Origin of the sequence: Streptomyces sp. NBC_00236 (assembly GCF_036195045.1) — a bacterium.
GTDB lineage: Bacteria > Actinomycetota > Actinomycetes > Streptomycetales > Streptomycetaceae > Streptomyces.
In genome coordinates this window covers 4,977,804-4,998,448 of record NZ_CP108100.1, presented here as the reverse complement: position 1 = coordinate 4,998,448, position 20,645 = coordinate 4,977,804, and the positions used below count along the sequence as shown (strand labels likewise).

The 20,645-nt window shown below is 71.7% G+C and carries 19 protein-coding genes; 11 read left to right on the top strand and 8 right to left on the bottom strand.

Going from position 1 to position 20,645, the window contains the following annotated elements:
* Positions 1–2 precede the first annotated feature (2 nt).
* From OG446_RS22500 to OG446_RS22485, 4 genes are read left to right on the top strand one after another with little or no spacing between them, the layout of a single operon-like run.
* On the top strand, positions 3–1,571 hold the full coding sequence (locus tag OG446_RS22500; protein WP_328895746.1) for an FAD-dependent monooxygenase: 1,569 nt from the start codon (positions 3–5) through the stop codon (positions 1,569–1,571).
* 56 nt (positions 1,572–1,627) lie between these two features.
* Positions 1,628–3,118, top strand: coding sequence for a hypothetical protein (locus OG446_RS22495; protein WP_328895745.1), 1,491 nt, complete (start codon positions 1,628–1,630; stop codon positions 3,116–3,118).
* The gene (locus OG446_RS22490) at positions 3,115–3,804 is read left to right on the top strand and encodes a class F sortase (protein WP_328895744.1); all 690 of its coding nucleotides are present in this window, start codon (positions 3,115–3,117) and stop codon (positions 3,802–3,804) included. The genes OG446_RS22495 and OG446_RS22490 overlap by 4 nt, the downstream gene beginning before the upstream one ends.
* On the top strand, positions 3,785–4,243 hold the full coding sequence (locus OG446_RS22485) for a VOC family protein (RefSeq protein ID WP_328895743.1): 459 nt from the start codon (positions 3,785–3,787) through the stop codon (positions 4,241–4,243). Before OG446_RS22490 ends, OG446_RS22485 begins: the two co-directional genes overlap by 20 nt.
* A 1-nt stretch (position 4,244) precedes the next feature.
* Here OG446_RS22485 and OG446_RS22480 read toward each other — a convergent pair whose 3' ends face one another.
* Positions 4,245–5,138 carry a helix-turn-helix transcriptional regulator gene (locus tag OG446_RS22480; RefSeq protein ID WP_328895742.1) on the bottom strand — a complete coding sequence of 298 codons (894 nt, stop codon included), beginning with the start codon at positions 5,136–5,138 and terminating at the stop codon, positions 4,245–4,247.
* Positions 5,139–5,280: 142 nt separating this feature from the next.
* On the opposite strand from OG446_RS22480, the gene OG446_RS22475 reads away from it, so the two are divergent.
* Positions 5,281–6,060 carry an NAD(P)H-dependent oxidoreductase gene (locus OG446_RS22475; protein WP_328895741.1) on the top strand — a complete coding sequence of 260 codons (780 nt, stop codon included), beginning with the start codon at positions 5,281–5,283 and terminating at the stop codon, positions 6,058–6,060.
* 41 nt (positions 6,061–6,101) lie between these two features.
* Here the strand turns inward: OG446_RS22475 and OG446_RS22470 are convergent, their stop codons facing one another.
* A complete protein-coding gene (locus tag OG446_RS22470; protein WP_328895740.1) occupies positions 6,102–6,383 on the bottom strand; it encodes a hypothetical protein in 282 nt (93 codons plus the stop codon).
* 205 nt (positions 6,384–6,588) lie between these two features.
* On the bottom strand, positions 6,589–7,521 hold the full coding sequence (locus OG446_RS22465) for a methylenetetrahydrofolate reductase (RefSeq protein ID WP_328895739.1): 933 nt from the start codon (positions 7,519–7,521) through the stop codon (positions 6,589–6,591).
* Between the two features lie 438 nt (positions 7,522–7,959).
* Here OG446_RS22465 and OG446_RS22460 point away from each other — a divergent pair, with 438 nt between their 5' ends.
* Positions 7,960–8,766, top strand: a complete 807-nt coding sequence (locus tag OG446_RS22460; protein WP_328895738.1) for an HAD family hydrolase — start codon at positions 7,960–7,962, stop codon at positions 8,764–8,766.
* A 182-nt stretch (positions 8,767–8,948) separates the two neighbouring features.
* On the opposite strand, the gene OG446_RS22455 is transcribed toward OG446_RS22460, so the two are convergent.
* The 5 genes from OG446_RS22455 to OG446_RS22435 all read right to left on the bottom strand — a co-directional run bounded on the left by OG446_RS22455 (position 8,949) and on the right by OG446_RS22435 (position 14,135).
* The gene (locus OG446_RS22455; RefSeq protein ID WP_328895737.1) at positions 8,949–9,539 is read right to left on the bottom strand and encodes a TetR/AcrR family transcriptional regulator; all 591 of its coding nucleotides are present in this window, start codon (positions 9,537–9,539) and stop codon (positions 8,949–8,951) included.
* Between the two features lie 197 nt (positions 9,540–9,736).
* The gene (locus OG446_RS22450; protein WP_328895736.1) at positions 9,737–10,627 is read right to left on the bottom strand and encodes an ABC transporter permease; all 891 of its coding nucleotides are present in this window, start codon (positions 10,625–10,627) and stop codon (positions 9,737–9,739) included.
* Entirely contained in the window at positions 10,614–11,567 is a 954-nt protein-coding gene (locus tag OG446_RS22445; protein WP_328895735.1) for an ABC transporter ATP-binding protein, read from the bottom strand. The genes OG446_RS22450 and OG446_RS22445 overlap by 14 nt, the downstream gene beginning before the upstream one ends.
* 102 nt (positions 11,568–11,669) lie before the next feature.
* Positions 11,670–12,908, bottom strand: coding sequence for a LolA family protein (locus OG446_RS22440; RefSeq protein WP_328895734.1), 1,239 nt, complete (start codon positions 12,906–12,908; stop codon positions 11,670–11,672).
* Positions 12,909–13,124: 216 nt separating this feature from the next.
* Positions 13,125–14,135, bottom strand: coding sequence for a polyprenyl synthetase family protein (locus OG446_RS22435; protein WP_328895733.1), 1,011 nt, complete (start codon positions 14,133–14,135; stop codon positions 13,125–13,127).
* Positions 14,136–14,291: 156 nt separating this feature from the next.
* Between OG446_RS22435 and OG446_RS22430 the strand changes: the two genes are divergently transcribed.
* The 5 genes from OG446_RS22430 (at position 14,292) to OG446_RS22410 (ending at position 20,637) form a co-directional block, all read left to right on the top strand.
* Positions 14,292–15,791, top strand: coding sequence for a peptide MFS transporter (locus OG446_RS22430; RefSeq protein WP_328895732.1), 1,500 nt, complete (start codon positions 14,292–14,294; stop codon positions 15,789–15,791).
* A gap of 11 nt (positions 15,792–15,802) precedes the next feature.
* Entirely contained in the window at positions 15,803–17,797 is a 1,995-nt protein-coding gene (locus OG446_RS22425; protein WP_328895731.1) for a CocE/NonD family hydrolase, read from the top strand.
* A 149-nt stretch (positions 17,798–17,946) separates the two neighbouring features.
* The gene (gene fahA / locus OG446_RS22420; RefSeq protein ID WP_328895730.1) at positions 17,947–19,176 is read left to right on the top strand and encodes a fumarylacetoacetase; all 1,230 of its coding nucleotides are present in this window, start codon (positions 17,947–17,949) and stop codon (positions 19,174–19,176) included.
* Positions 19,173–19,847: a GOLPH3/VPS74 family protein gene (locus OG446_RS22415; protein WP_328895729.1), complete on the top strand. Its 675-nt coding sequence runs from the start codon at positions 19,173–19,175 to the stop codon at positions 19,845–19,847. Before fahA ends, OG446_RS22415 begins: the two co-directional genes overlap by 4 nt.
* Before the next feature lie 181 nt (positions 19,848–20,028).
* Positions 20,029–20,637 (top strand): Uma2 family endonuclease, encoded by a 609-nt coding sequence (locus OG446_RS22410; protein WP_328895728.1) that lies wholly within the window; start codon positions 20,029–20,031, stop codon positions 20,635–20,637.
* The last annotated feature ends 8 nt before the right edge of the window (positions 20,638–20,645 follow it).

Below are 20,645 nucleotides of genomic sequence, written 5' to 3'. Positions count from 1 at the left end.
GCATGCCCACCTCTCCGACCACCGTTCTCGTCGTCGGCTCCGGGCCGACCGGACTGACCCTGGCCATCGATCTCGCCCGGCGGGCCGTCGACGTGACGATCATCGACAAGGCCCCGCAGTTCCCGCGCAGCTCCCGCGCCAAGGGCCCCAACTCGCGCTCGCTGGAGGTCCTGGAGGACCTCGGAGTCGTCGAGGAGGTCCTGGCCGCCGGTGCCGCGCCGCTTCCGATGCGCAAGTACCGGGGCGGGGTGGCAATCGCCGAGGCCGACCCCTTCGCCGAGGTGCGCCCGACACCGGACTCCCCGTACGCCCTGCCCCGGACGGTCGCCCAGTGGCGGCTGGAGGAGGTCCTGCGGGGCCGGCTCGCGACGTACGGCGTACGGGTCGCCCTCGGCGCCGAGCTGGTGGGGCTGGCCCAGGGCGACACCTCCGCGACGGCGACCCTGGCCGACGGCCGCGAGATCGAGGCGCGGTACGTCGTCGGCTGCGACGGCGCCCATAGCGCGGTGCGCAAACTGCTCGGCATCCCCTTCGAGGGAAAGACGGACGAGACGCAGATGATGGTCTGCGGCGACGTCGAGGCCGAGGGCCCGGACCGCGGAGTCTGGCACCAGTGGTTCGACGAGGACGGCGCCGTGATGCTCTGCCCGATCCCCGGCACCCGGTCGGGCTGGTGGTTCCAGGCCGGCCCCGAGACCGACGCCTCCGGCACTCCCGTACCCCCGTCGCTGGACAGCTTCCAGCGGTTGTTCGCCAAGCACACGGGGCTGCCGGGCACCCTGCTGTCGCAGGCCGCCCTGCTCTCCACCTACCGCGTCAACGAGCGCATGGTGGACCGCTACCGGGTGGGCCGGGTGTTCCTGGCGGGTGACGCCGCGCACGTGCACTCGATCGCGGGCGGACTGGGCATGAACACCGGCATCCAGGACGCGTACAACCTCGGCTGGAAGCTCGCCCGGGTCGCCTCCGGCCGGGCGGACCCGGCCCTGCTCGACACGTACGAGGAGGAGCGGCTGCCCGTCGCGGCCGACGTCCTGGACCTCAGCGCGGAGCGGCTGCGCGCCACGCTGGAAGCGATCAAGAAGCCGGGCGGCGGTCTCGACTCGGCGAACACGCCGCTCTCCCACGGCCCGGGCTCCAGCTACCCCTGGAGCTCGCTGGCCCGCCTCGGCGCCACGCCCCGGCTGCGCGCGGGCGACCGCGCCCCGGACGCCCCCTGCCGCGACCTGGCCACCGGAGCCCCCCTCCGGCTGTTCGAGGCCTTCGCCGGACCGCACTTCACCCTGCTCGGCTTCGGCGCGGGCACGGCACCCGAACTGCGGGAGGCGTCGGTGGCGTACGAGGGCGAGCTGCGGGCGTACGGAGTGGACGCGGGCCACAGCGCGGAATCGGGCGGCACGCGCGGCCTGGCCGATGACGGCGGCCACGCCGGCTCGGCGTACGGCATCGCGCCGGGCGAGGACACCCTGGTCCTGATCCGCCCGGACAACCACATCGGACTGATCGTCCCGGCCGGAGAACTGCGGGCGGTCGGGGAGTACCTCAACGCTGCGGCATTGGAGCGAGCTTGAGCGCGTCACGGTGGGTAATCCACCCTTGACGCACAGTTTATAATTTCCTCACACTTATGACCCGACCCCTGCGCACCTCCGGGACGTCACGCACGCTCCTGCGCACCGCGACCACCACCGCCGCCCTGTCCGCTCTCACACTCCTCGCCTGCGGGATCGCCCCCACCGCGGGCGCGGAGGACACGGTGCAGACCGTCAACCCGTCGGGCCTCGGCCCGGCGGGCCCCTGGTTCCGACTCCAGGAAACGACACCCGACCGGGACCCCGGCATCCAGGAGGTCTCCCCGAAGCCCGACCCGGTCCATCTGAACGGCAGCCTGCGCCTGGCCATCGGCGCGGGCGAACAGGCCCAGGCCGCCCACTACTTCAACTCGACGTGGACCCCCGAGCCGATGCAGCCGCTGCTGGACGCGGGCATCTCGTACTGGGCGTACACCTCGACCGAGGGCTCCAGCAACACCAGCATCGGCGCCAACCTCCAGCTCCCGGCCTCCTGCGGCGGATTCACCACCCTGTCGTTCGAGCCCGGCAGCAATGCGGACGTCGAGGGCTCGGCGCTGAAGCCGGACACCTGGCAGAAGTACCGCTTCACCGCCGACTCGGTGATGCGGACCTCGCGTGCCGTGGCCGGCATCCCGGCGGGCGGGGACGCCCCGCTGTCGCACTTCGTCGCGGAGTGCGAGGGGGCGTACGGGGTGATCGCCAACATCGGCCGGCTCGGCGACCCGAACGGCACGCTGAACACCTACGTCGACAACATCACCGCCGACGGCACCGCCTGGGACTTCGCCGTCACCGGCAGGGCGACGGCCGCGCTCACCGTGCCCGAGGAGATCGAGGCAGGGGACGGCCCCCGCCCGGCCGACGCCTCCTACACCGACCCGGCGGACGGCCCGCAGTACCCGGGCATCGGCACCCACCTCACCCTCAAGGGACCGGCCGGCCTCCGGGCTGACCAGCTGACCGTCATGTCCGAGGGCTCCGAAGTCCCCCTGACCCAGGGGACGGACGGAACGCTCACCGGCGAGCTGCGGACCAACCTCCGGGCCGGCGGCACGCTGGAGCCCGGCGGGAAGGCGGGCGCCGCCTTCACCCTCGCCGCCGCCGAGGGCGCACCCACGGGCCCGCTCGACGTGACGACCGAACTGACCGTCACCATCGCCGGAGTCGACGGCCCGCAGCGCACCGGCGTCAGCGCCACGGACCGCACCCTGATCACCGCCCAGGACGTGGAGCCCAGCCCGTCACCCAGCCCCACCCGCACCCACCACCCCAAGCCGACACCGTCCGGTGGCCACGGCGGTGGCAACGGCGGTGGCCACTGGGGCGGCGGCCACGGGAACGGGAGCGGTGGCAACGGCGGCGGCCACGGGAACGGCCCCATGCCCAACGGCCCGGTCGACGCGGGTGACGGCTCCACCGCCCTGACCGGCAGCGGCTCCACCGGCCTCTCCGGTACGGCCCTGGCGGCCGGCGCGGCCGGACTGCTGGCAGCGGCGGGCGCCGCTCTCGGCGGGCTCCGCACCGTCCGGCGCCGACGCGGTTGAGCGCGCGCACCCCGCGGGAACGGCCCTCACGGCGGCCGTTCCCGCGCCTGATCGCGGCGGCCGGGCTGGTCCCGGCCGCCGCGGCGGCACTCGTCCTGCTCCTGGGCTCGCCCCTGACGGAACCCGGCGCCCCTGCCGCCCCCCGGTCGGGCGCCGCGTCCACGACGACGGCACCCCTGCCCGCCGCCCCCCGCCCCCTCCGCGTCGACATCCCCGCCCTCCACGTCAGCGCACCCCTGGTGGACCTGGCCCTGGACAGCCGGGGCAAGCTCGGCGTGCCCGATCCGGCGGAGCGCAATCTCGCCGGCTGGTACCGGGCCGGGGTGACCCCCGGTTCCCCCGGCACCGCGATCGTGGTCGCCCACGTCGACACCCCGACCGGCCCGGCCGCCTTCGCCGGGCTCGACACCCTGCGCCCCGGCGCGACGGTCGACGTGCACCGGGCGGACGGGACGGTCGCGGCCTTCCGTATCTACGCGATCGAGGAGTACGAGAAGAGCGCCTTCCCCAGCACCCGCGTCTACGGCCCGGCCAAGGACGCCCAACTCCGCCTGCTCACCTGCGGCGGCGCCTACGACCCGGCCGCGGGCGGCTACCAGTCGAACGTGGTCGCCTTCGCCCGCCTGATCGCGATTCACCCACCGGAATCAACCGTTCCGGGCCAAAATGATCCTCATGACTCTTGAGTGGAAAGTCGTCGTCGACGCCGCGGACCCGCACGCCCAGGCCGGCTTCTGGGCCGCGGCACTCGGCTACGAGATCGAGGACAACAGCCCCTTGGTCGAACGCCTCCTGGGCCTCGGAGCCGTACCGGAGGCGATCACGACGACCGCACACGGACGGCGGGCCTGGCTCGACCTGGCGGCGGTGCGGCACCCGGACGACCCCTTCGAGCCGGAGAGCGGGACGGGCCTGGGGCGGCGGCTGCTGTTCCAGCGTGTACCGGAGCCCAAGACGGTGAAGAACCGCCTCCACCTCGACCTGCACGCCGGCCCCGAACGCCGGGACGCGGAGGTCGCCAGGCTGGAGGAACTGGGCGCGAAGGTGCTCCGCAAGGTGGCGGAGCAGGGCGGGACGTGGACGGTGCTCAGCGACCCGGAGGGCAACGAGTTCTGCGTGCAGTGACCTATTCGCGGACCCGGCGCGCATCCTCCGGCGCCCGCGCGTCCTCCGAGGCCCGCGCGTCACCGCCGTCCGCGCTGTCCGTACTCTCCGCGCCGAGTGCCGCGAGCAGCCGCAGCCCGTCCTCGGCGGGGCTGCCGGGGGCCGCCGACAGCACCAGCAGCTCCGTGCCGGAGTCGTCCGGCAGCGCGAAGTTCTCCTGGTGCAGCTCCAGCAGTCCGACCAGCGGATGCCGGTACGCCTTGCGGCCGTGGGTCCGGGCGCGCACGTCCGCACGGGCCCAGAGGCGGCGGAAGCGCTCGCTGCCCATCGCCAGCTCGCCGATGAGCGAGGCCAGGCGGGGATCCTCGGGATATCTGCCGGCGGCCAGGCGCAGGTGCCCGACCGCGTCGAGCGTGCAGGTCTCCCAGTCCGCGTAGAGGCCGCGCTCGGTCTCCTCCAGGAAGAGATGCCGGGCGGTGTTCAGCCCCGGCACGGGCCGGCCGTACAGCAGCCCCGCGAGACGGTTCCCGGCGAGGACGTCCAGGCGGTGGTCCATGATCAGCGCAGGTGCGTCGACGACCAGGTCCAGTACGCGCAGCACCTCCGGCCGCACCCGCCCGCCCGGCGCCTTCGCACGTCGCCGCCGCTGCCGGGCGAGGCGGTGGAGGTGCTCGCGTTCGGTCTCGTCGAGGCCGAGGACGCGGGCGAGTGCGTCGAGGACCTGCTCGGAGGGCTGGGTGGCCCGGCCCTGCTCCAGGCGTACGTAGTAGTCGACGCTGACTCCGGACAGGTGGGCGACCTCTTCGCGGCGCAGCCCCTCGACCCGGCGGCGGCTGTCGGCCGGGATGCCGACGTCCGCCGGGTCGACCCGGGAACGCCGGGTCCGCAGGAAGCCCGCGAGATCGAGATCGTCCATTCCTCCAGTATCACCGCGGTCCGGCCCGTGAGGGTGGCCCTGCCAGTCCCAGGAAGTCCGGTCCGACGGAAGAGGCGCCCCTGAACGCCGGGCCCCGGAACGCCTTGAATCGAAGGCACCCGACCTTCCCGAAGGAGTTCCCATGAAGACCCTGATCGTCCACGCCCACCCGGAGCCGAAGTCGCTCAACAGCTCGCTGAAGGACCTCGCGGTGTCCACCTTGGAGGCCGCCGGCCACGAGGTGCGGGTGAGCGACCTGTACGCGATGAACTGGAAGCCGGTCGTGGACGCCTCGGACTACGGCCCCGACGCCTCCAGCCCGCTGAGTGTCGCCCGGGACTCGGGCCGGGCCTTCGACGCCGGCACGCTCACCCCGGACGTCCGCGCCGAGCAGGAGAAGCTGCTGTGGGCCGACACGATCATCTTCCAGTTCCCGTTGTGGTGGTACTCGATGCCCGCGATCCTCAAGGGCTGGGTGGACCGGGTGTTCACCTTCCACTTCGCGTACGGCGTAGGCGAGCACAGCGACACCAAGTACGGCGAGCGCTACGGCGAGGGCACCCTCGCGGGCCGCAGGGCGCTGCTGTCGGTGACAGTCGGCGGCCAGGAGTCGCACTACACCGCTCGCGGCATCAACGGCCCCATCGACGACCTGCTGTTCCCGATCCAGCACGGCATCCTCTACTACCCGGGCATCGAGGTACTGCCGCCCTTCGTGCTCTACGGCACCGACCGGATGACCGGCGCGGACTTCCCGGACGCCGCCAAGGCCTGGGAACAGCGCCTGCTCACCCTGGAGTCGACCGAACCGATCGCGTTCCGGCGCCAGAACTTCGGTGACTACGAGATCCCGTCACTGCACCTCAAGGAGGGACTGGAGCCGGCCGGCCACACGGGGTTCGGGCTGCACGTGCGCGGCTGACCGCCATCGCACCCTGCCGACCGGCCCGGCGGGGCCTTGCGTCAGCGAGCCGCACAGGCAGGGAAGGCGAGCCGCCCGAGCTCCGTCTCAGGCCGATCCGGCCCGCGGAAATCGTCACCTCCCACGGAGATCCCGCCGTCGTCCTGCCGGCCGACATGGCGCGCGATCATGCCGTCCCCGCCCGACTGGAGGACCTGGAGCTCGGAGCGGCCGTCGCGGTCGGTGTCCGTGACCCACACCCCGGACACGAACGCCTGGCTGCCCGTGCGGATGGTCCCGGTCCGGTCACCGCCCAGGTCGCGGGCGAGAGGCCCGTAGCGCACCTCGTAACAGCATCAGGCAGCAGACTCACCCTCGCGGCCTTCGTCGTGGTCACGTGCACCTTGGTCGGAGCACATGATCAGACGAGGGCCGCCGCCACGTTCGGCGAATCCCCAGGTGATCGACTCAGTTCGAGACGCCATTCGAGGCCGGAGGATGAAGAACAAGCCCGTGCAGGCGACGACCGCTTGCCGACCTGACGATGATTCAGCCCAGCAGATTGCGGATCTCCCGGGCGAGGTCGATGGAGGCGTCGATCTCCAGTTTGCGGTTGGTGAGGCTTTCGACGTTGATCCCGAAAGGCAGGCCAAGGCGGCGGCAGTACGCGATCAGGGCCCGGGCGTTGAGGAGGCACTGCTCGTACGACGCGGCGAGGGGGTCGCCGCGGGTGATCTCGGCCTGGAGCCATCGCGGGACCTCGATGCCGAGCCAGGTCATGAACTCCAGGGTCTTCACCGACCCGCACGGGGCCAGGGTCAGCACCACCGGCTTCGGGGCCAGGCCCTGATCGCGGCAGCCGTGGGTGTAGTCGGAGAGCAGGTTGCGGGTGTGGTCCAGGTCGTAGCAGACCTGGGAGACGAAGAACTCGCAGCCGGCGTCCTGCTTGTGCAGCATGCGTGCGTGCTCCGTCCCCGAGGCGGCGTGCCGTTCGGCGATGACCACGCCGCCCATCCGCGGCGGGAGGGAAAGCCCGGCATGCCGGCGGTAGGCCTCGGGAAGGCTCGTCCGGCCCACCTGGTGCCGGGAGGCCGCGCCAACCAGGACGGTCAGCACCCGGTCGCGGTCGGCCTGCGACCACCAGCGGTCCAGCTGGTCGCCGGTGTACTTGCCCACGGCGCGGTAGACGATCACCGGGCCGGCCCAGTCGGCGAGGTGGCCGTCGAGGAAGTGGGCCGGGTCCATCATCGGCATGAACGGGAACGGTCGCGGGGCCTCGGTCCGGTCGGCCTCGGCGTCCACGTCGTAGAGGATGAGCCCGTCGACCTGCACCGACCGGAGCCGGGTCAGGGCCGCGGCGGCGACGGCGTCGGCCTGCTCGGGGGTGGTGGTCTGCCGTGGCGGGGTCAGGCCGAAGAGCAGGACGCCGTCACGGGTGCGGTCCATGAGCTCGGCGGCCGTCACGGTTTCGGGGGAAGCCATTCGTGCATGATGTCATCCCACTCCTTGTTCTTTATTTACCAAGATCTTCCGGGCTTGCCGATGGCCTTGAGGGCTCGGGGCGTTTGACGGTTTTGCCGACGTTGTAGCGGGGTGCCCGGTGTCTGTTCGGCAGTGGTGGGTTTCTCCCAGGGCCTGCAAAGGTCCGCGGCGAGCGGCCGGGCAAGCCCGGAAGATCTTGGTAAATAAGGAACACGTTTAGGACGTGTTTCGAATGTCCCCCTGCTCGGCGACGCCTGGCACGCACGCTCGCTCCGGGCCGCGCGCGGATTCTCCCCCGCCCGCTCCCCGACGCTTGCCGCGCAGCCGGTACGTTTCCTCCCGATACGCACCCACGCCCTCCCGGCCGCCTCCCCGTTTCGGACCATCGCCGCAGGTCAGCGCATCACGGCGGAATCCCGATCTCCCTAGGCTTGACCCATGCCCTTCCCGCCCGCATATGCCCTCGTCGCCACGGACCTGGACGGCACCCTGTTGCGTCGCGACGACACCGTGAGCCCTCGCACCCGCGCGGCGCTCGGCCTCGCCGCAGCCGCCGGAGCCCGGCACCTCGTGGTCACCGGCCGGCCGGTGCCCGGAGTGCGGGCACTGCTCGCGGCCCTGGACTACCAAGGGCTCGCGGTCTGCGGTCAGGGGACGCAGCTGTACGACGCCGGGGCGGGGCACATCGTCCACACAGTCACCCTTGACCGGGAGTCGGCCGACGCGGCGCTCGGCAAGATCGAGGCGCAGGTCGGCCAGGTCTTTGCGGCGGTGGACCAGGACGGGCCCGACGGCCGGACCCTGATCGAGCCCGGCTACCGGATGCCGCACCCCGCGCTGCCGGCCCAGCGCGCCCGACACCGGGACGAGTTGTGGGCCGCCCCGGTCGTCAAGGTGCTGATCCGTCACCCGGACCTGGACGACGACGCCCTGGCAGCCGCCGCCCACGCGGCGGTCGGGGACCTCGCCACCGTCACGCATTCCGGCCCGGGAACGGTCGAACTCCAGCCGTACGGCATCGACAAGGGCGCCGGAATCGCGGCGGCCGCCGAGCACCTGGGCCTGGACCCGGCGACCGCGATCGCCTTCGGCGATATGCCCAACGACCTCCCGATGTTCCGAAGTTGCGGGTACGGCGTGGCGATGGCCAATGCCCACCCGCTCCTGCGGGCGGCGGCGGACGAAGTCACGCTGTCCCACGAGGAGGACGGGGTCGCCGTGGTCCTGGAACGCGTCTTCGGCTGACGCCGCCGCCGGGGCCCGGAAGTTGAGAGCGAATCACGGGTGCGACGGGCGCGTTGACGGGGCGCTGCTGGTAAGTGGGCGCGGCAGGGGCGGCCTCGTCGCAGGGTGGGCGCGCACATCGCTCTCGACTCCGAGTTGCGTGAGGTGCTGCTCCGCCGGACTGGCCCCCAGGGCGTCGCCCGTCAGCCCTCCCCCGCCCCCAGCGACCGCAGCACGTGCCCGACCAGCGCCCCCACCGTCCCCTCGTCCTGCATCGGCTTGCGCAGGACGTGGCGGTAGTAGACCGGGCCGTAGAGCATCTCCACCGCCAGGCGCAGATCGGCGCCCGGCGGGATCTGGCCCTGTTGCTGGGCGCCGCGCAGGCGGTCGACGGCGGCTTCGAAGCGGGGATCGATCAGTTGGGTGCGGACCGTTTCGGCCAGGGCGTCGTCGTGGTGGAGCTCGGAGAGTATGCCGGCGTACGCGGGACCGAAGGGCGGATCGGCGAGGAACCTCACCGCGCCCGTCACATGGGTGCGCAGGTCCGCGGCGATGTCGCCGGTGTAGGCGAACGGGGTGGCGGTGACCAGGGCCTCCGTGAACGCCTCCAGCAGCACCGCGCTCTTCGACGGCCACCAGCGGTAGATCGTCTTCTTGCTGACGCCCGCCCGGGCCGCGATGGCCTCGACCGTGACTCGGCCGTACCCCTTCTCGGTGCAGAGGTCGAGGGCGGCCTCCAGCGTCGCCCTGCGTGAGCTCTCGCTCCGGCGCAGCGAACTCGGCGATGTGATCATTCGGTGAGCATAGGTCCGATCGAGCCAATCCTTGTTGACAGTCCGTCGCCAGAAGTCGAACAATGCCCATGCGGGAAACGGAACGTACCGTGTCGGCTCGTTCCTTGCCTTTCGCACCGTTCGTGCCGTTCGTGCCGCGACGAGCCGATCGGGGGACGGCTCGCCGGCCGACGGTACGGGTGCCGGAGCCGCTCCCGTCAGGCCGTGATGTCCTTCGCCGTGAAACGGGCCCAGGCCGCCGAGCCGAACACCGCCGCGTACAGCGCCTGCAACTCCAGGTTCTTCAGCACCTCGTCCCAGTAGAACGGCTCGCGCAGCAGGTCCGAGAAGGACAGCCAGTAGTGCGAGAAGAGGTAGGGGGCGATCCCGCTCAGCTGCGGGATCGCGTCCAGGATCTGCACGGTGATCAGCACCCCGACCGTCGCCGCCATGGCCGCGATCCCGCTGTTGGTGAGGGTCGACACGAAGAGTCCGAGTGCCGCGAATCCGATCAGTGACGCCGCGACCGCCACCGCGACGAGGCCCGCCCGGAGCAGTCCCTCGCCGAAGCTGATCCGGGTCCCGGAGATCGTCGTGAGGTCGTCCACGGGGAAGAGCAGCGCGCCCACGGCCAGTGCGGAGGCGGCGACGACCAGGGTCGCGATCAGGCAGAAGACCAGGGTGGAGGCGTACTTGGCGAGGAGCAGCCGGGTGCGGCCGGCCGGTGCGACCAGGAGGTAGCGCAGCGTTCCCGCGCCGGCCTCGCCCGCCACCGAGTCGCCCGCGACGACGCCCACCGCCATCGGGAGGAAGACCGGGAGGACCGCGGCGAGGGAGGCGAAGACCAGGAAGAGGCCGTTGTTGGTGACCTGGGAGAGGAACGCGGGGCCTGCGCCGCCCTCGCCGGGACCGGCCGGCGAACCGTCGGCCGTCTCGATGCGGACCGCGATCCCGATCAGTACGGGGACGGCGGCCAGCACACCGAGCAGGGCGAGGGTGCGCCAGCGGCGCAGGGTGGTGGTCAGTTCGGAGCGCAGGATGCCGAGTGTCCACAGCGGGCCCTGCCGGTCCCTGGTGGTCCCGGCCGGTGCGAGTTCAGCCTGCGACATCGAATCCCTCTCCGGTCAGTGCGACGAACGCGTCCTCCAGCGAGGCCCGTTCGACGCCGAAGGAACGGACCCGGATGCCTGCGTGGACCAGGGCCGCGTTCAGGTCCGCGAGTTCGACGGTGCCGGCCGGGGAGTCCGCCCGGACCCGGTCGCCGTCGAGGGTGATGCCGGTGATGCCGTGCTCCTTCAGGACGCGGGCGGCGTCGGCCGGGTCCGGTGTGGTGACGGCGAGCCGGCCGAGCGAGCCCGCGGCGAGGTCGGCGACCGGTCCCTGGGTGATCAGGCGGCCCCGGGCCATGACCGCGGCGTGCGTGCAGACCTGCTCGATCTCGTCGAGGAGGTGGGAGGAGAGGAACACCGTGGTGCCCTCGGCGGCCAGCTCCCGGATCAGGGCGCGGATCTCCCGCATGCCCTGCGGGTCCAGGCCATTGGTCGGCTCGTCCAGGACGAGCAGCCTGCGGGGCCGGAGCAGGGCGGCGGCGAGGCCGAGCCGCTGCTTCATGCCGAGCGAGTAGGCCCGGGCCTTCTTGCCGGCCGCGGCGGCCAGCCCGACCCGTTCCAGGGCGTCGCCGACGCGGGCGCCACGGGTGCGCGGATCGGCGGTGGGGTCGGCGCAGTCGAAGCGCACGAGGTTGTCCCGGCCGCTCAGGAACCCGTACAGCGCGGGGCCTTCGATCAGCGCCCCGACCTCGGGCAGCACGCTGCGGGTCGCGTCCGGCATGGGGCGGCCCAGGACGCTCGCGGTGCCGGACGTCGGATCGATCAGGCCCATCAGCATCCGGATCGTGGTGGTCTTCCCGGAGCCGTTGGGCCCGAGGAAACCGAAGACGCTGCCGCCCGGAACGGCGAGATCGAGCCCGTCGACGGCGAGCTGGCCGCCCCGGTACCGCTTGGTGAGACCCCGTGTCTCGATCACGGGCACGGTGTCGGCCTCTGTCATGTGTGCTCCCCAGGTCGCCCGTTTCGCGTTCGCCCCGTCCCGCCGTACGGAGGCTACGGCGGGACGGGGCGGTGCCGGAGCGGGACGGCGTACGAAGTGGTGTCAGCCGGCCTGGTTCGCCGCGTCCACCAGCGCGTCCTTGGTGACCGCGCCGACGTAGACACGGCCGTCGTCCGTCATCAGGGCGTTGACCAGGCGGGTCTTGAAGACCGTGCCCGAGCCGAACTTTCCGGTGACCTTGTCGCCGAGGGCGTCCAGGAACTGCTGCGCCCCGGCCGGTACCTCGCCCGATTCCGCCGACGGGAGGGCTGCCCCGCCGGGGGTCTTGATCTCGGCGACGGTGTTCCAGCCCTTGCCGATCACGTTCATGCCCTCGAAGGCGCTCAGGTCGCCCATCGCCTTCTCGGCCTCGGCCTTCCCGTGGCCCTCCGCCTCGTCCGCCTCGGTCACCTCGGCGCCCTTGGGCGGGGTGAAGGAGAACGAGGACGCGTCGGGCTTGCCGAAGTCGACCGTGGTGAACCCGGCGTCGACCGCCGCCTTGCCGCCGCTGCTGGGCCGCAGGGTGAACTTGAGCGGTACGCCGGTCTCCGCGTCCACCGCGATGGTGATCGAGCCGATCGTGGAGCCGCTCTGCTCGGGCTTGACGACCAGACGGTACGCGTCGCGCCCGGCGACCTGCGCGGTGCCGTCGACCGTGACGGACGTCGTGCCGTCGGCGGCCTTCAGAGCCTGATCGGCCAGTGCCTTCGGGGTGGTGGGTACGCCGTCGGGGGCGGTCTGCTCCTTGCCCCGGCCGGCCTTGTCGTGTGCGTTCCCGGCGCTCTCGGCGTGGTACACCGCGTTGGACTTGCTGTCGTACGCCCACACCTGATCCCCGTTGTGGATCAGGCTGTACTCGGACGCGTCGTCCAGGATGGACAGGCGCTGCTTGTCGGGGCCGTCGGCGGCCACCCGGAGGGTGTGGGTGCCCGAGGCCAGTTCCGTGAGCTTCTTCTGCGGGTCGGCGCTCGCCGAACCCTGGTCGCCCCCGCCGTCGGGGGCGAAGGAGCCGGCCAGGCCGCCCATCGACGGGATCCCGAGGTCGGTGCTGATCTTCACCGTGCCGGAGAGCTGCTGCGTGTCCGAGGCGGCGATCTTCTCGATGAGTTCCTGCGCGGTGATCTTCGGCAGATCGGGGTCTCCCGAGCTCGCGAGCGCCGGGACCAGCCCGATCGTCGCGGCCGCCACCCCCGCCACCGCGACGGGGACGATGTAGCGCACCGCCTTCCGGCGGCCTGCGCCGGCGACCGTGGTGCCCCGCACTGCCGAGCCGTTGGTGTCTGCGCTGTCGTTCGGTGCCATGTGTGCCCTACCTCCGTGGTCGGCGGCTTCCTTCCGGATGCACTCGTCCACTCCGTGCCGCCATTCTCGCCCGATTCGCTCAGGAGTGGTTGTTCTCCATCTGACCAAATCGGGCGGCTTCAGGCGTCAACCCGCGGGAGCAACTCCGCCTACCTCTCCGGGATGACACCGAGGGGCGGTTTCTCCGCCGACCAGTAGGGGTCGGGAAGCAGGCGCTCAGCCCGCGCGGTGCACCACGGCGTCGCACATCTCTTCCAGCGCGTCCTTGGCGTAGCACGAGGGCAGCGGCTTCAGGGTGGCCCGCGCCTCCTGCGCGTACCGGACCGTGTCGCGTCGTGCCTGGTCGAGCGCGGGGTGGGCGCGCAGCCGGCGCAGTGCCTCGTCGAGCCGGCCGGGCTCGTTCAGGTCGCCGTCCAGCAGTTCGACGAGCTCCAGGTCGTCCGGCTTGCCGTCGGCCGCGGCCTGCGCCCTCAGGTGGAGCACCGGCAGGGTCGGGATGCCTTCGAGGAGGTCGGTGCCGGGGGTCTTGCCGGACTCGTGGGAGTCGGACGCGATGTCGAGGACGTCGTCGGCGAGCTGGAAGGCGACGCCGAGGCGCTCCCCGTACTGGGTGAGGATGTCGGTCGTCGACTCGTCGGCGCCGGACATCATCGCGCCGAAGCGGCAGGCCACGGCGATCAGTGAGCCGGTCTTGCCGCGCATCACGTCGAGGTAGTGCTCGACGGGGTCGCGCCCGTCGCGCGGTCCCGCGGTCTCCAGGATCTGGCCGGTGACCAGGCGCTCGAACGCCTCGGCCTGGATACGGACGGCCTCGGGGCCGAGGTCGGCCAGGATGTGCGACGCGCGCGCGAAGAGAAAGTCGCCGGTCAGCACGGCCACCGAGTTGCCCCAGCGGGAATTGGCACTGTCGACTCCGCGGCGTACGTCGGCCTCGTCCATCACGTCGTCGTGGTACAGCGTCGCGAGGTGGGTCAGCTCGACGACCACGGCGGCGGGCACCACGCCCGGGGCGTCGGCGTCACCGAACTGGGCGGCGAGCATCGCCAGCAGGGGCCGGAACCGTTTGCCGCCCGCGCGCACCAGGTGCTGGGCGGCCTCCGTGATGAACGGGACCTCGCTCTTGGTGGCATCGAGCAGCCCCGACTCGACAGCAGCCAAACCGGCCTGGACACCGGCCTCAAGAGCCTGGTCCCGCACGCTCAGTCCGAACGGCCCGACGACGGTCACGAGGGGATCTCCTGTCTGCTGACGATCACACGGAATGTCGATGTGTCGCTGTCATCACTCAAGTCAGCGTATCCGGTCCTGTTTGGATCACCGTGGGCGCCTTCCCGCCACCGCCGGTATGTTCGGGATCAGCTCATACGATCAGGAGTTGTCCCTTTGTCCCACACCGCCACCGACACCGAACCGACCCAGCCGCCGCCGGGCGACGACCATGCCTTCTTCGGCCAGCCACGGGGTCTGATGACCCTGTCCGGCCTGGAGGTCTGGGAGCGGTTCTCGTTCCTCGGCATGCAGGCGATCCTGGTCCTCTACTTCGCCGACACCGTCGCCAACGGCGGCATGGGGATGGAGGCCGGCACCGCCGCCTCGGTCTCCGCCGCCTACGGAACCCTCGTCTACCTGGTCTCCGTGGCCGGCGGCTGGCTGGCGGACCGGATCCTCGGCTCGTACCGCGCCGTCCTGTACGGCGGCATCCTCATCGCCATCGGCCATTACGCCATGGCGGTGCCCACCGATGCCATGACCTGGGTCGGCCTGGGGCTGATCAGTGCCGGAACGGGCCTGCTCAAGCCCAATGTCGCCACCATGGTCGGCAAGCTCTACCGCACCGACGACGAGCGCCGCGACGCCGGCTTCGCCCTCTACTACATGGGCATCAACATCGGCGCGTTCCTCGGCCCGCTGATCACCGGCTGGCTCGGTGACCACGCGAGCTGGCACTGGGGCTTCTCGGCCGCCGCCTTCGGCATGACGCTCGGCCTGATCCAGTACGTGCTGGGCCGCCGTCACCTGGCCGGGCGTAAGAACACCGCCGAATTCGCCCTGGCTCCCGGACCCATGCGCCGGGCGGTCCGGCTCATCGTCATCGGCATCGTCGTGGTCGCCGCCGTCGCGACCGCGCTGGCCCTGGCGGGCTGGCTGACGATGGACCGCTTCGTCGACCTGCTCACCCTCGTCTCCGTGATCGCGCCGGTCGTGTACTTCGCGGTGATGTTCAGGAGCCCCCGGGTCACCGCGGAGGAACGCGGCAGGCTGCGCCCGTACGTGGTGCTGTTCCTGGCCTCCGTCGTGTTCAACTTCATCCTCTTCCAGGCGTACTCGACGATGATGCTGCTCGCGTCGACCAACGCCCGCACGGAGATCTTCGGCTTCCACTTCCCGGCCAGCTGGTACGCCTCCGCGCTCGGGGCCTTCGAGGTGGCGCTCGCCCCGGTGGTCGCGGCCGTCTGGGCGAAGATGGGGCCGCGCCAGCCGCACGCGTCCAACAAGATCGCGATCGGGGTGATCCTCGGCGGGCTCTCGTTCCTGCTGATGGTCCTGCCCACCTCCGGGCACTCCTCGGACACGTACAAGATGGCCGCCTGGTGGATCGTCGGCTCGTACCTGCTGCTCGGACTCGGCGACATCCTGCTGGAGACCTCCGGCATGTCCGCGACCACCAAGCTCGCCCCGAAGGCGTTCGCCAGCCAGACGATGGCGCTCTGGTTCCTCTCCCTGGCCCTCGCCAACGGCATCCAGGCACAGATCGTGAAGCTGTACGGCGAGGTCTCCAACCCCGCCTACTTCGGTGTCAATGGCGCCATCGCGGTCGCGGCCGGTGTGGCCGTCATCGCCGCCGCCCCCTGGCTCAGGCGCACCATGCACCCCGTCCACTGAGGTAGCCCCCCATGCACATCCAGACCTCTTTCCCGTACGAGACCACCCGCGAGGACATCTACGTCCCGCTCCCGGACGGCACCCAGCTGTACGCCCGGATCTGGCGGCCGGTCACCGACGAACCCGTGCCCGCGCTGCTGGAGTACCTGCCGTACCGGCTGAGCGACTGGACCGCGCCGCGGGACTGGCAGCGCCACCCCTGGTACGCGGGCCACGGCTACGCCTCGGTCCGGGTCGACGTGCGCGGGCACGGCAACAGCGAGGGCATGCCGGGCGACGAGTACGACGCGCAGGAGCTGGCCGACGGGGTCGCCGTCATCCACTGGCTGGCCCAGCAGGAGTGGTGCTCGGGCCGGGTCGGCATGTTCGGCATCTCGTGGGGCGGCTTCAACTCGCTCCAGATCGCCGCGCTCGCCCCCGAGCCGCTGAAGGCCATCGTCACGGTGTGCTCGGCCGACGACCGCTACGACAACGACGTCCACTACATGGGCGGCTCGGTCCTCGCCGTGGACATGCACGCCTGGGCGGCCACCATGCTGGCGTTCGTCTGCCGGCCGCCGGACCCGGCGGACGTCGGCGACGACTGGCGGCAGATGTGGCTGGACCGGCTCGAAGCCGTGGACCCCTTCATCCACACCTGGCTGTCGCACCAGACGCGCGACGACTACTGGAAGCACGGCAGTGTCTGCGAGGACTACTCCGCCATCAAGGCGAACGTCCTCGCGGTCGGCGGCTGGCACGACCCGTACCGCGACACCGTGCTCCGCCTCGTCGAGCACCTGGCCCCGGAGAAGGTCCGCGGGCTGATCGGGCCCTGGTCGCACCAGTACCCCGACCGCGGACTGCCGCCCGGGCCCGGGATCGGCTTCCTCCAGGAGACGCTGCGCTGGTGGGACCAGCACCTGAAGGACAAGGACACCGGCGTCATGTCCGAACCGCTGCTGCGGTCCTGGATCAGCGAGTCGCACCGGCCGGCCACGGTCTACGAGACGCTGCCCGGCCGCTGGGTCGGGGACACCAGCTGGCCCTCGGAGAACGTGGCGCCGGTCGCGTACGCCCTCCAGGGCGGGCCGCAGATCGTCGACTCACCGCAGCAGACCGGGCTGGACGCCGGCCGGTTCTTCCCGTTCGGCAACGACGCCGACCTGCCGCCCGACCAGCGTGACGAGGACGCCAAGTCGGTCTGCTTCGAGTTCCCCGTGGAGGCCGCCCCGATCGAGATCCTCGGGCGCCCCCGGGTGAAGCTGCGGATCCGGATGGACGTCCCGCGCGGCCAGGCCGTCGCCCGGCTCTGCGACGTCGCCCCCGACGGCTCCTCCACCCTCGTCACCCGCGGCGTCCTCAACCTCGCCGCCCGCGACGGCCGGGACCGTACCGAGGACTGGCCCGTCGGCGAGACCGAGGACGTCACCTTCGACCTGAACGGGATCGGGCACACCTTCCCGCCCGGCCACCGGATCAGGCTCGCGGTCTCCTCCTCGTACTGGCCGTGGATCTGGCCGCAGGCCGGTTCGAAGGGCTTCACCCTGGACGCCGACGGCAGCTTCGTCGAACTCCCGGTGCGCCGGCACACCGAGGACCCCTCGATCCGCTTCGAGGAGCCCGAGCAGTCCGAGCCGCTCGGCGTCGTGTTCCCCGTCACGCTCGACGAACAGCGACCCGAGCGGCTGGTGGTCCGTGACGTCGCCAAGGGCGAGTGGCGGATGGAGGTCGACCCGCGGTACGGCGGCACGCGCGTCTACCCGGACGGTCTGGAGTTCACCGAGGACGCGGTGGAGACGTACACGATCCAGGAGAGCGATCCGCTCTCCGCGCGCACCCGCTCCGACTGGACGATCCGGCTGCACCGGCCGGAGATGGCCTGGGACGTGCTGGTCGAGACGCGCTCCGAGATCTCCGCCGACGCGGACGACTTCATCACCTCCAACGAGGTGGTCTGCAAGGAGGGCGGCGAGGTCGTCTTCCACCGGACCTGGGAGAAGCGGATTCCGCGCACGGCCGGGTGAACCCCGCCGCCGTGTCCCCGTGTTCGCGGGGACACGGCGGAACTTTCCGGGCAATGGGGATGGTTGCGGATGATTGAGGCACTGCCGCTGGGGGATGTCCCCCACGTAACGTGTCCCCCACAGCGACCTGGAAAGCGAGGCAGCAACAGATGCCCGAGCAGAGCAGCCCGCTCGACGTGGCCGAGGGCGATCCCTTCGGTCCGCACCACCTTCCGTACGGTGTCTTCTCCACCACCGACCGGCCCGGCGAGCGGCGCGTCGGCGTCCGCATCGGCGATCACGTGCTGGACGCCGGGGCGGCCGCGCACGCGCTGGGTTCGCCCTATGCGCAACTGCTGGCCCAGCCCGACCTGATGGCCCTGCTCGCGGCCGGCCGCACCGCCTGGAGCGATGTGCGCCGGGCGCTGACCGCCTGGGTGACGGTGCCGGCCCACCGCGCGGACATCGAACCGCTGCTGCACCCCGTCGACTCCGTGACGCTCCACCTGCCCTACCGGGTCGCGGACTACGTGGACTTCTACGCCAGCGAGCACCACGCCACGAACGTCGGCCGCATCTTCCGCCCGGACGGCGACGCGCTCACCCCCAACTGGAAGCACCTGCCCATCGGTTACCACGGCAGGGCGGGCACGGTCGTGGTCTCCGGTATGGACGTGGTGCGCCCCTCGGGGCAGCGCAAGGCCCCCACCGACCCGGCTCCCGTCTTCGGCCCGTCCGTCAAGCTGGACATCGAGGCCGAGGTCGGATTCGTCGTCGGCGTCGGTTCGGAGCAGGGCCGGCCGGTGCCGCTCGCCGACTTCCGCGACCACGTCTTCGGCCTGTCGCTGCTCAACGACTGGTCGGCGCGGGACATCCAGGCCTGGGAGTACGTCCCGCTGGGCCCGTTCCTCGGCAAGTCCTTCGCCACGTCCGTGGCCGCCTGGGTGACACCGCTGGAGGCCCTGGACGCCGCCCGGACCGCGCCGCCCGCACGGGACCTCCCGCTGCTGCCCTATCTCGACGACGCGGACGAGGAGGAGCCCGGCGGCTTCGACCTGCGGCTCTCCGTCGCGATCAACGGCCGGGTCGTCTCGGAGCCGCCGTTCTCCACGATGTACTGGACGGCGGCCCAGCAGCTGGCACAGATGACGGTCAACGGCGCCTCGCTGCGCAGCGGTGACCTGTACGGCTCCGGCACCATCAGCGGCGCCGAGCCGGCCCAGCGTGGCTCCCTGCTCGAACTCACCTGGAACGGCCGCGATCCGCTGGACCTCCCGGACGGCAAGCGGACGTTCCTGGAGGACGGCGACACGGTGACGCTGACGGCCTGGGCCCCGGGCCCGCACGGCACCCGCGTCGGCCTGGGCGAGGTCACCGGACGCATCGTGCCCGCGGCATGAACCTGCCCCCCGGACCCACGCTGCCCGAGGAACTGCTGCTGCTCGCGCTGGACCCCCTGCGCGGCACCCCGTACTGCCGCAACCGGATCCTCGAGTACGCGCTGGCCGGGGCGGCCCTGGCGGAGCTGGAGCTGCAGGGTCGGGTCACCGGACAACGCGGCGACATCCAGGTGGTCAACCCGCTGGAGCCGCCGGACCCGATCCTGGCCGCGCTGATGCGCAGCCTGCCCGCTCCGGGCAAGGGCCGCTCGGGCGTCCCGGCCCAGGGCTGGGTCCGGCGCGCCGGGCAGCCGGCCGGGGCCATGTATCTGGAGGCCGCCGTGCAGCGCGGTCTGCTGCTCCGGGAGACCCGCCGCTTCCTCGGCCTGGTGCCCTACCACCGCCACCCGGCGGGGCCGCAGAGCTACGCGGTCCATGTCCGGGAGCGGTACGCGGCGGCCGAGCGGGCCGGGCTGCCGGACCACCGCAGCCGCGCACTGGCCTCGCTCGTGGCGGCGGCCGGCCTCGACCGGCATGTGCCCGGGGCCGGCCTGGCGTCCCGTTCGGCGACGCGGTCACTGGTCCACGAGCGGTGGCCCGCCCACGCGGTGTACCGCAACGTCCGCCGGGACGCGACGGATCAGTCCGGGAGGCGGGCAGGGGGTATGACGACGAGCAGCGGTGGGGAGTGAGCCCGGGCTTCCGGTGAGTTACGGCCCGGGACGCCGGTCTGACCTGGGCGGGGCGGGCGAGTGACGGCGATACGGGGGCGGTCAAGGGCGCGTGACCCGCTCACACGTTTGGGTAGGCCCGAGCTGGTTCCTTACGGATACGCTGGACGAACCCGCCAGACTCCGGCACATGGGAGCACTGATGAGCGTCGAACCCGAGGCCCCCGAGCCGCGGTGGGCGGTCCCGCCCGTGGGCGGCTGGACCGCCGATGACCTGGACACGCTTCCGAATCTGCCTCCGCACACGGAGCTGATCGACGGGAGCTTGGTTTTCGTGAGTCCGCAGACCCTTTTCCATTCGCGGGCGGTCGACTTCTTCAATTGGCAGTTGCAGTCACTAGCTCCGCCCGAGCTGGAGGTCGTGCGGGAGTTCACTATCGACGTCGACTTCCAGAACCGGCCCGAACCCGATGTGGTCGTCGTCCGCGGCGACGCGGTCGAGAGTCTGCGGCAGACCCGGTTCCCCGCAAGCAGCGTGCTGCTTGCGATCGAGGTCGTGTCCGACGAGTCCGTCACCCGTGACCGGGAGACCAAGCCCGTGAAGTACGCGCGGGCGAAGATCCCCCACTACTGGCGGGTGGAGAACCAGGACGGCCGCGCGGTCGTGTACGTCTTCGAGCTGGAGCCGGCGACCGGTGCGTACACCTCGACCGGGATCTTCCACGACCGGATGAAGGTCTCCGCGCCCTTCCCGGTCGACCTCGACCTCACCGCGATCGTGTCGCGCCGCCGGGCGGCGGATCCGCAGTAGGTCCGCCG

Coding starts and splice junctions, on each gene's coding strand:
- OG446_RS22485 (WP_328895743.1), top strand. CDS start 3,785: ATGATCCTCATGACTCTTGAGTGGAAAGTCGTCGTCGACGCCGCGGAC.
- OG446_RS22455 (WP_328895737.1), bottom strand. CDS start 9,539: ATGATCACATCGCCGAGTTCGCTGCGCCGGAGCGAGAGCTCACGCAGG.
- OG446_RS22465 (WP_328895739.1), bottom strand. CDS start 7,521: ATGGCTTCCCCCGAAACCGTGACGGCCGCCGAGCTCATGGACCGCACC.
- OG446_RS22500 (WP_328895746.1), top strand. CDS start 3: ATGCCCACCTCTCCGACCACCGTTCTCGTCGTCGGCTCCGGGCCGACC.
- OG446_RS22460 (WP_328895738.1), top strand. CDS start 7,960: ATGCCCTTCCCGCCCGCATATGCCCTCGTCGCCACGGACCTGGACGGC.
- OG446_RS22475 (WP_328895741.1), top strand. CDS start 5,281: ATGAAGACCCTGATCGTCCACGCCCACCCGGAGCCGAAGTCGCTCAAC.
- OG446_RS22410 (WP_328895728.1), top strand. CDS start 20,029: ATGAGCGTCGAACCCGAGGCCCCCGAGCCGCGGTGGGCGGTCCCGCCC.
- fahA (WP_328895730.1), top strand. CDS start 17,947: ATGCCCGAGCAGAGCAGCCCGCTCGACGTGGCCGAGGGCGATCCCTTC.
- OG446_RS22415 (WP_328895729.1), top strand. CDS start 19,173: ATGAACCTGCCCCCCGGACCCACGCTGCCCGAGGAACTGCTGCTGCTC.
- OG446_RS22450 (WP_328895736.1), bottom strand. CDS start 10,627: ATGTCGCAGGCTGAACTCGCACCGGCCGGGACCACCAGGGACCGGCAG.
- OG446_RS22480 (WP_328895742.1), bottom strand. CDS start 5,138: ATGGACGATCTCGATCTCGCGGGCTTCCTGCGGACCCGGCGTTCCCGG.
- OG446_RS22445 (WP_328895735.1), bottom strand. CDS start 11,567: ATGACAGAGGCCGACACCGTGCCCGTGATCGAGACACGGGGTCTCACC.
- OG446_RS22440 (WP_328895734.1), bottom strand. CDS start 12,908: ATGGCACCGAACGACAGCGCAGACACCAACGGCTCGGCAGTGCGGGGC.
- OG446_RS22495 (WP_328895745.1), top strand. CDS start 1,628: ATGACCCGACCCCTGCGCACCTCCGGGACGTCACGCACGCTCCTGCGC.
- OG446_RS22425 (WP_328895731.1), top strand. CDS start 15,803: ATGCACATCCAGACCTCTTTCCCGTACGAGACCACCCGCGAGGACATC.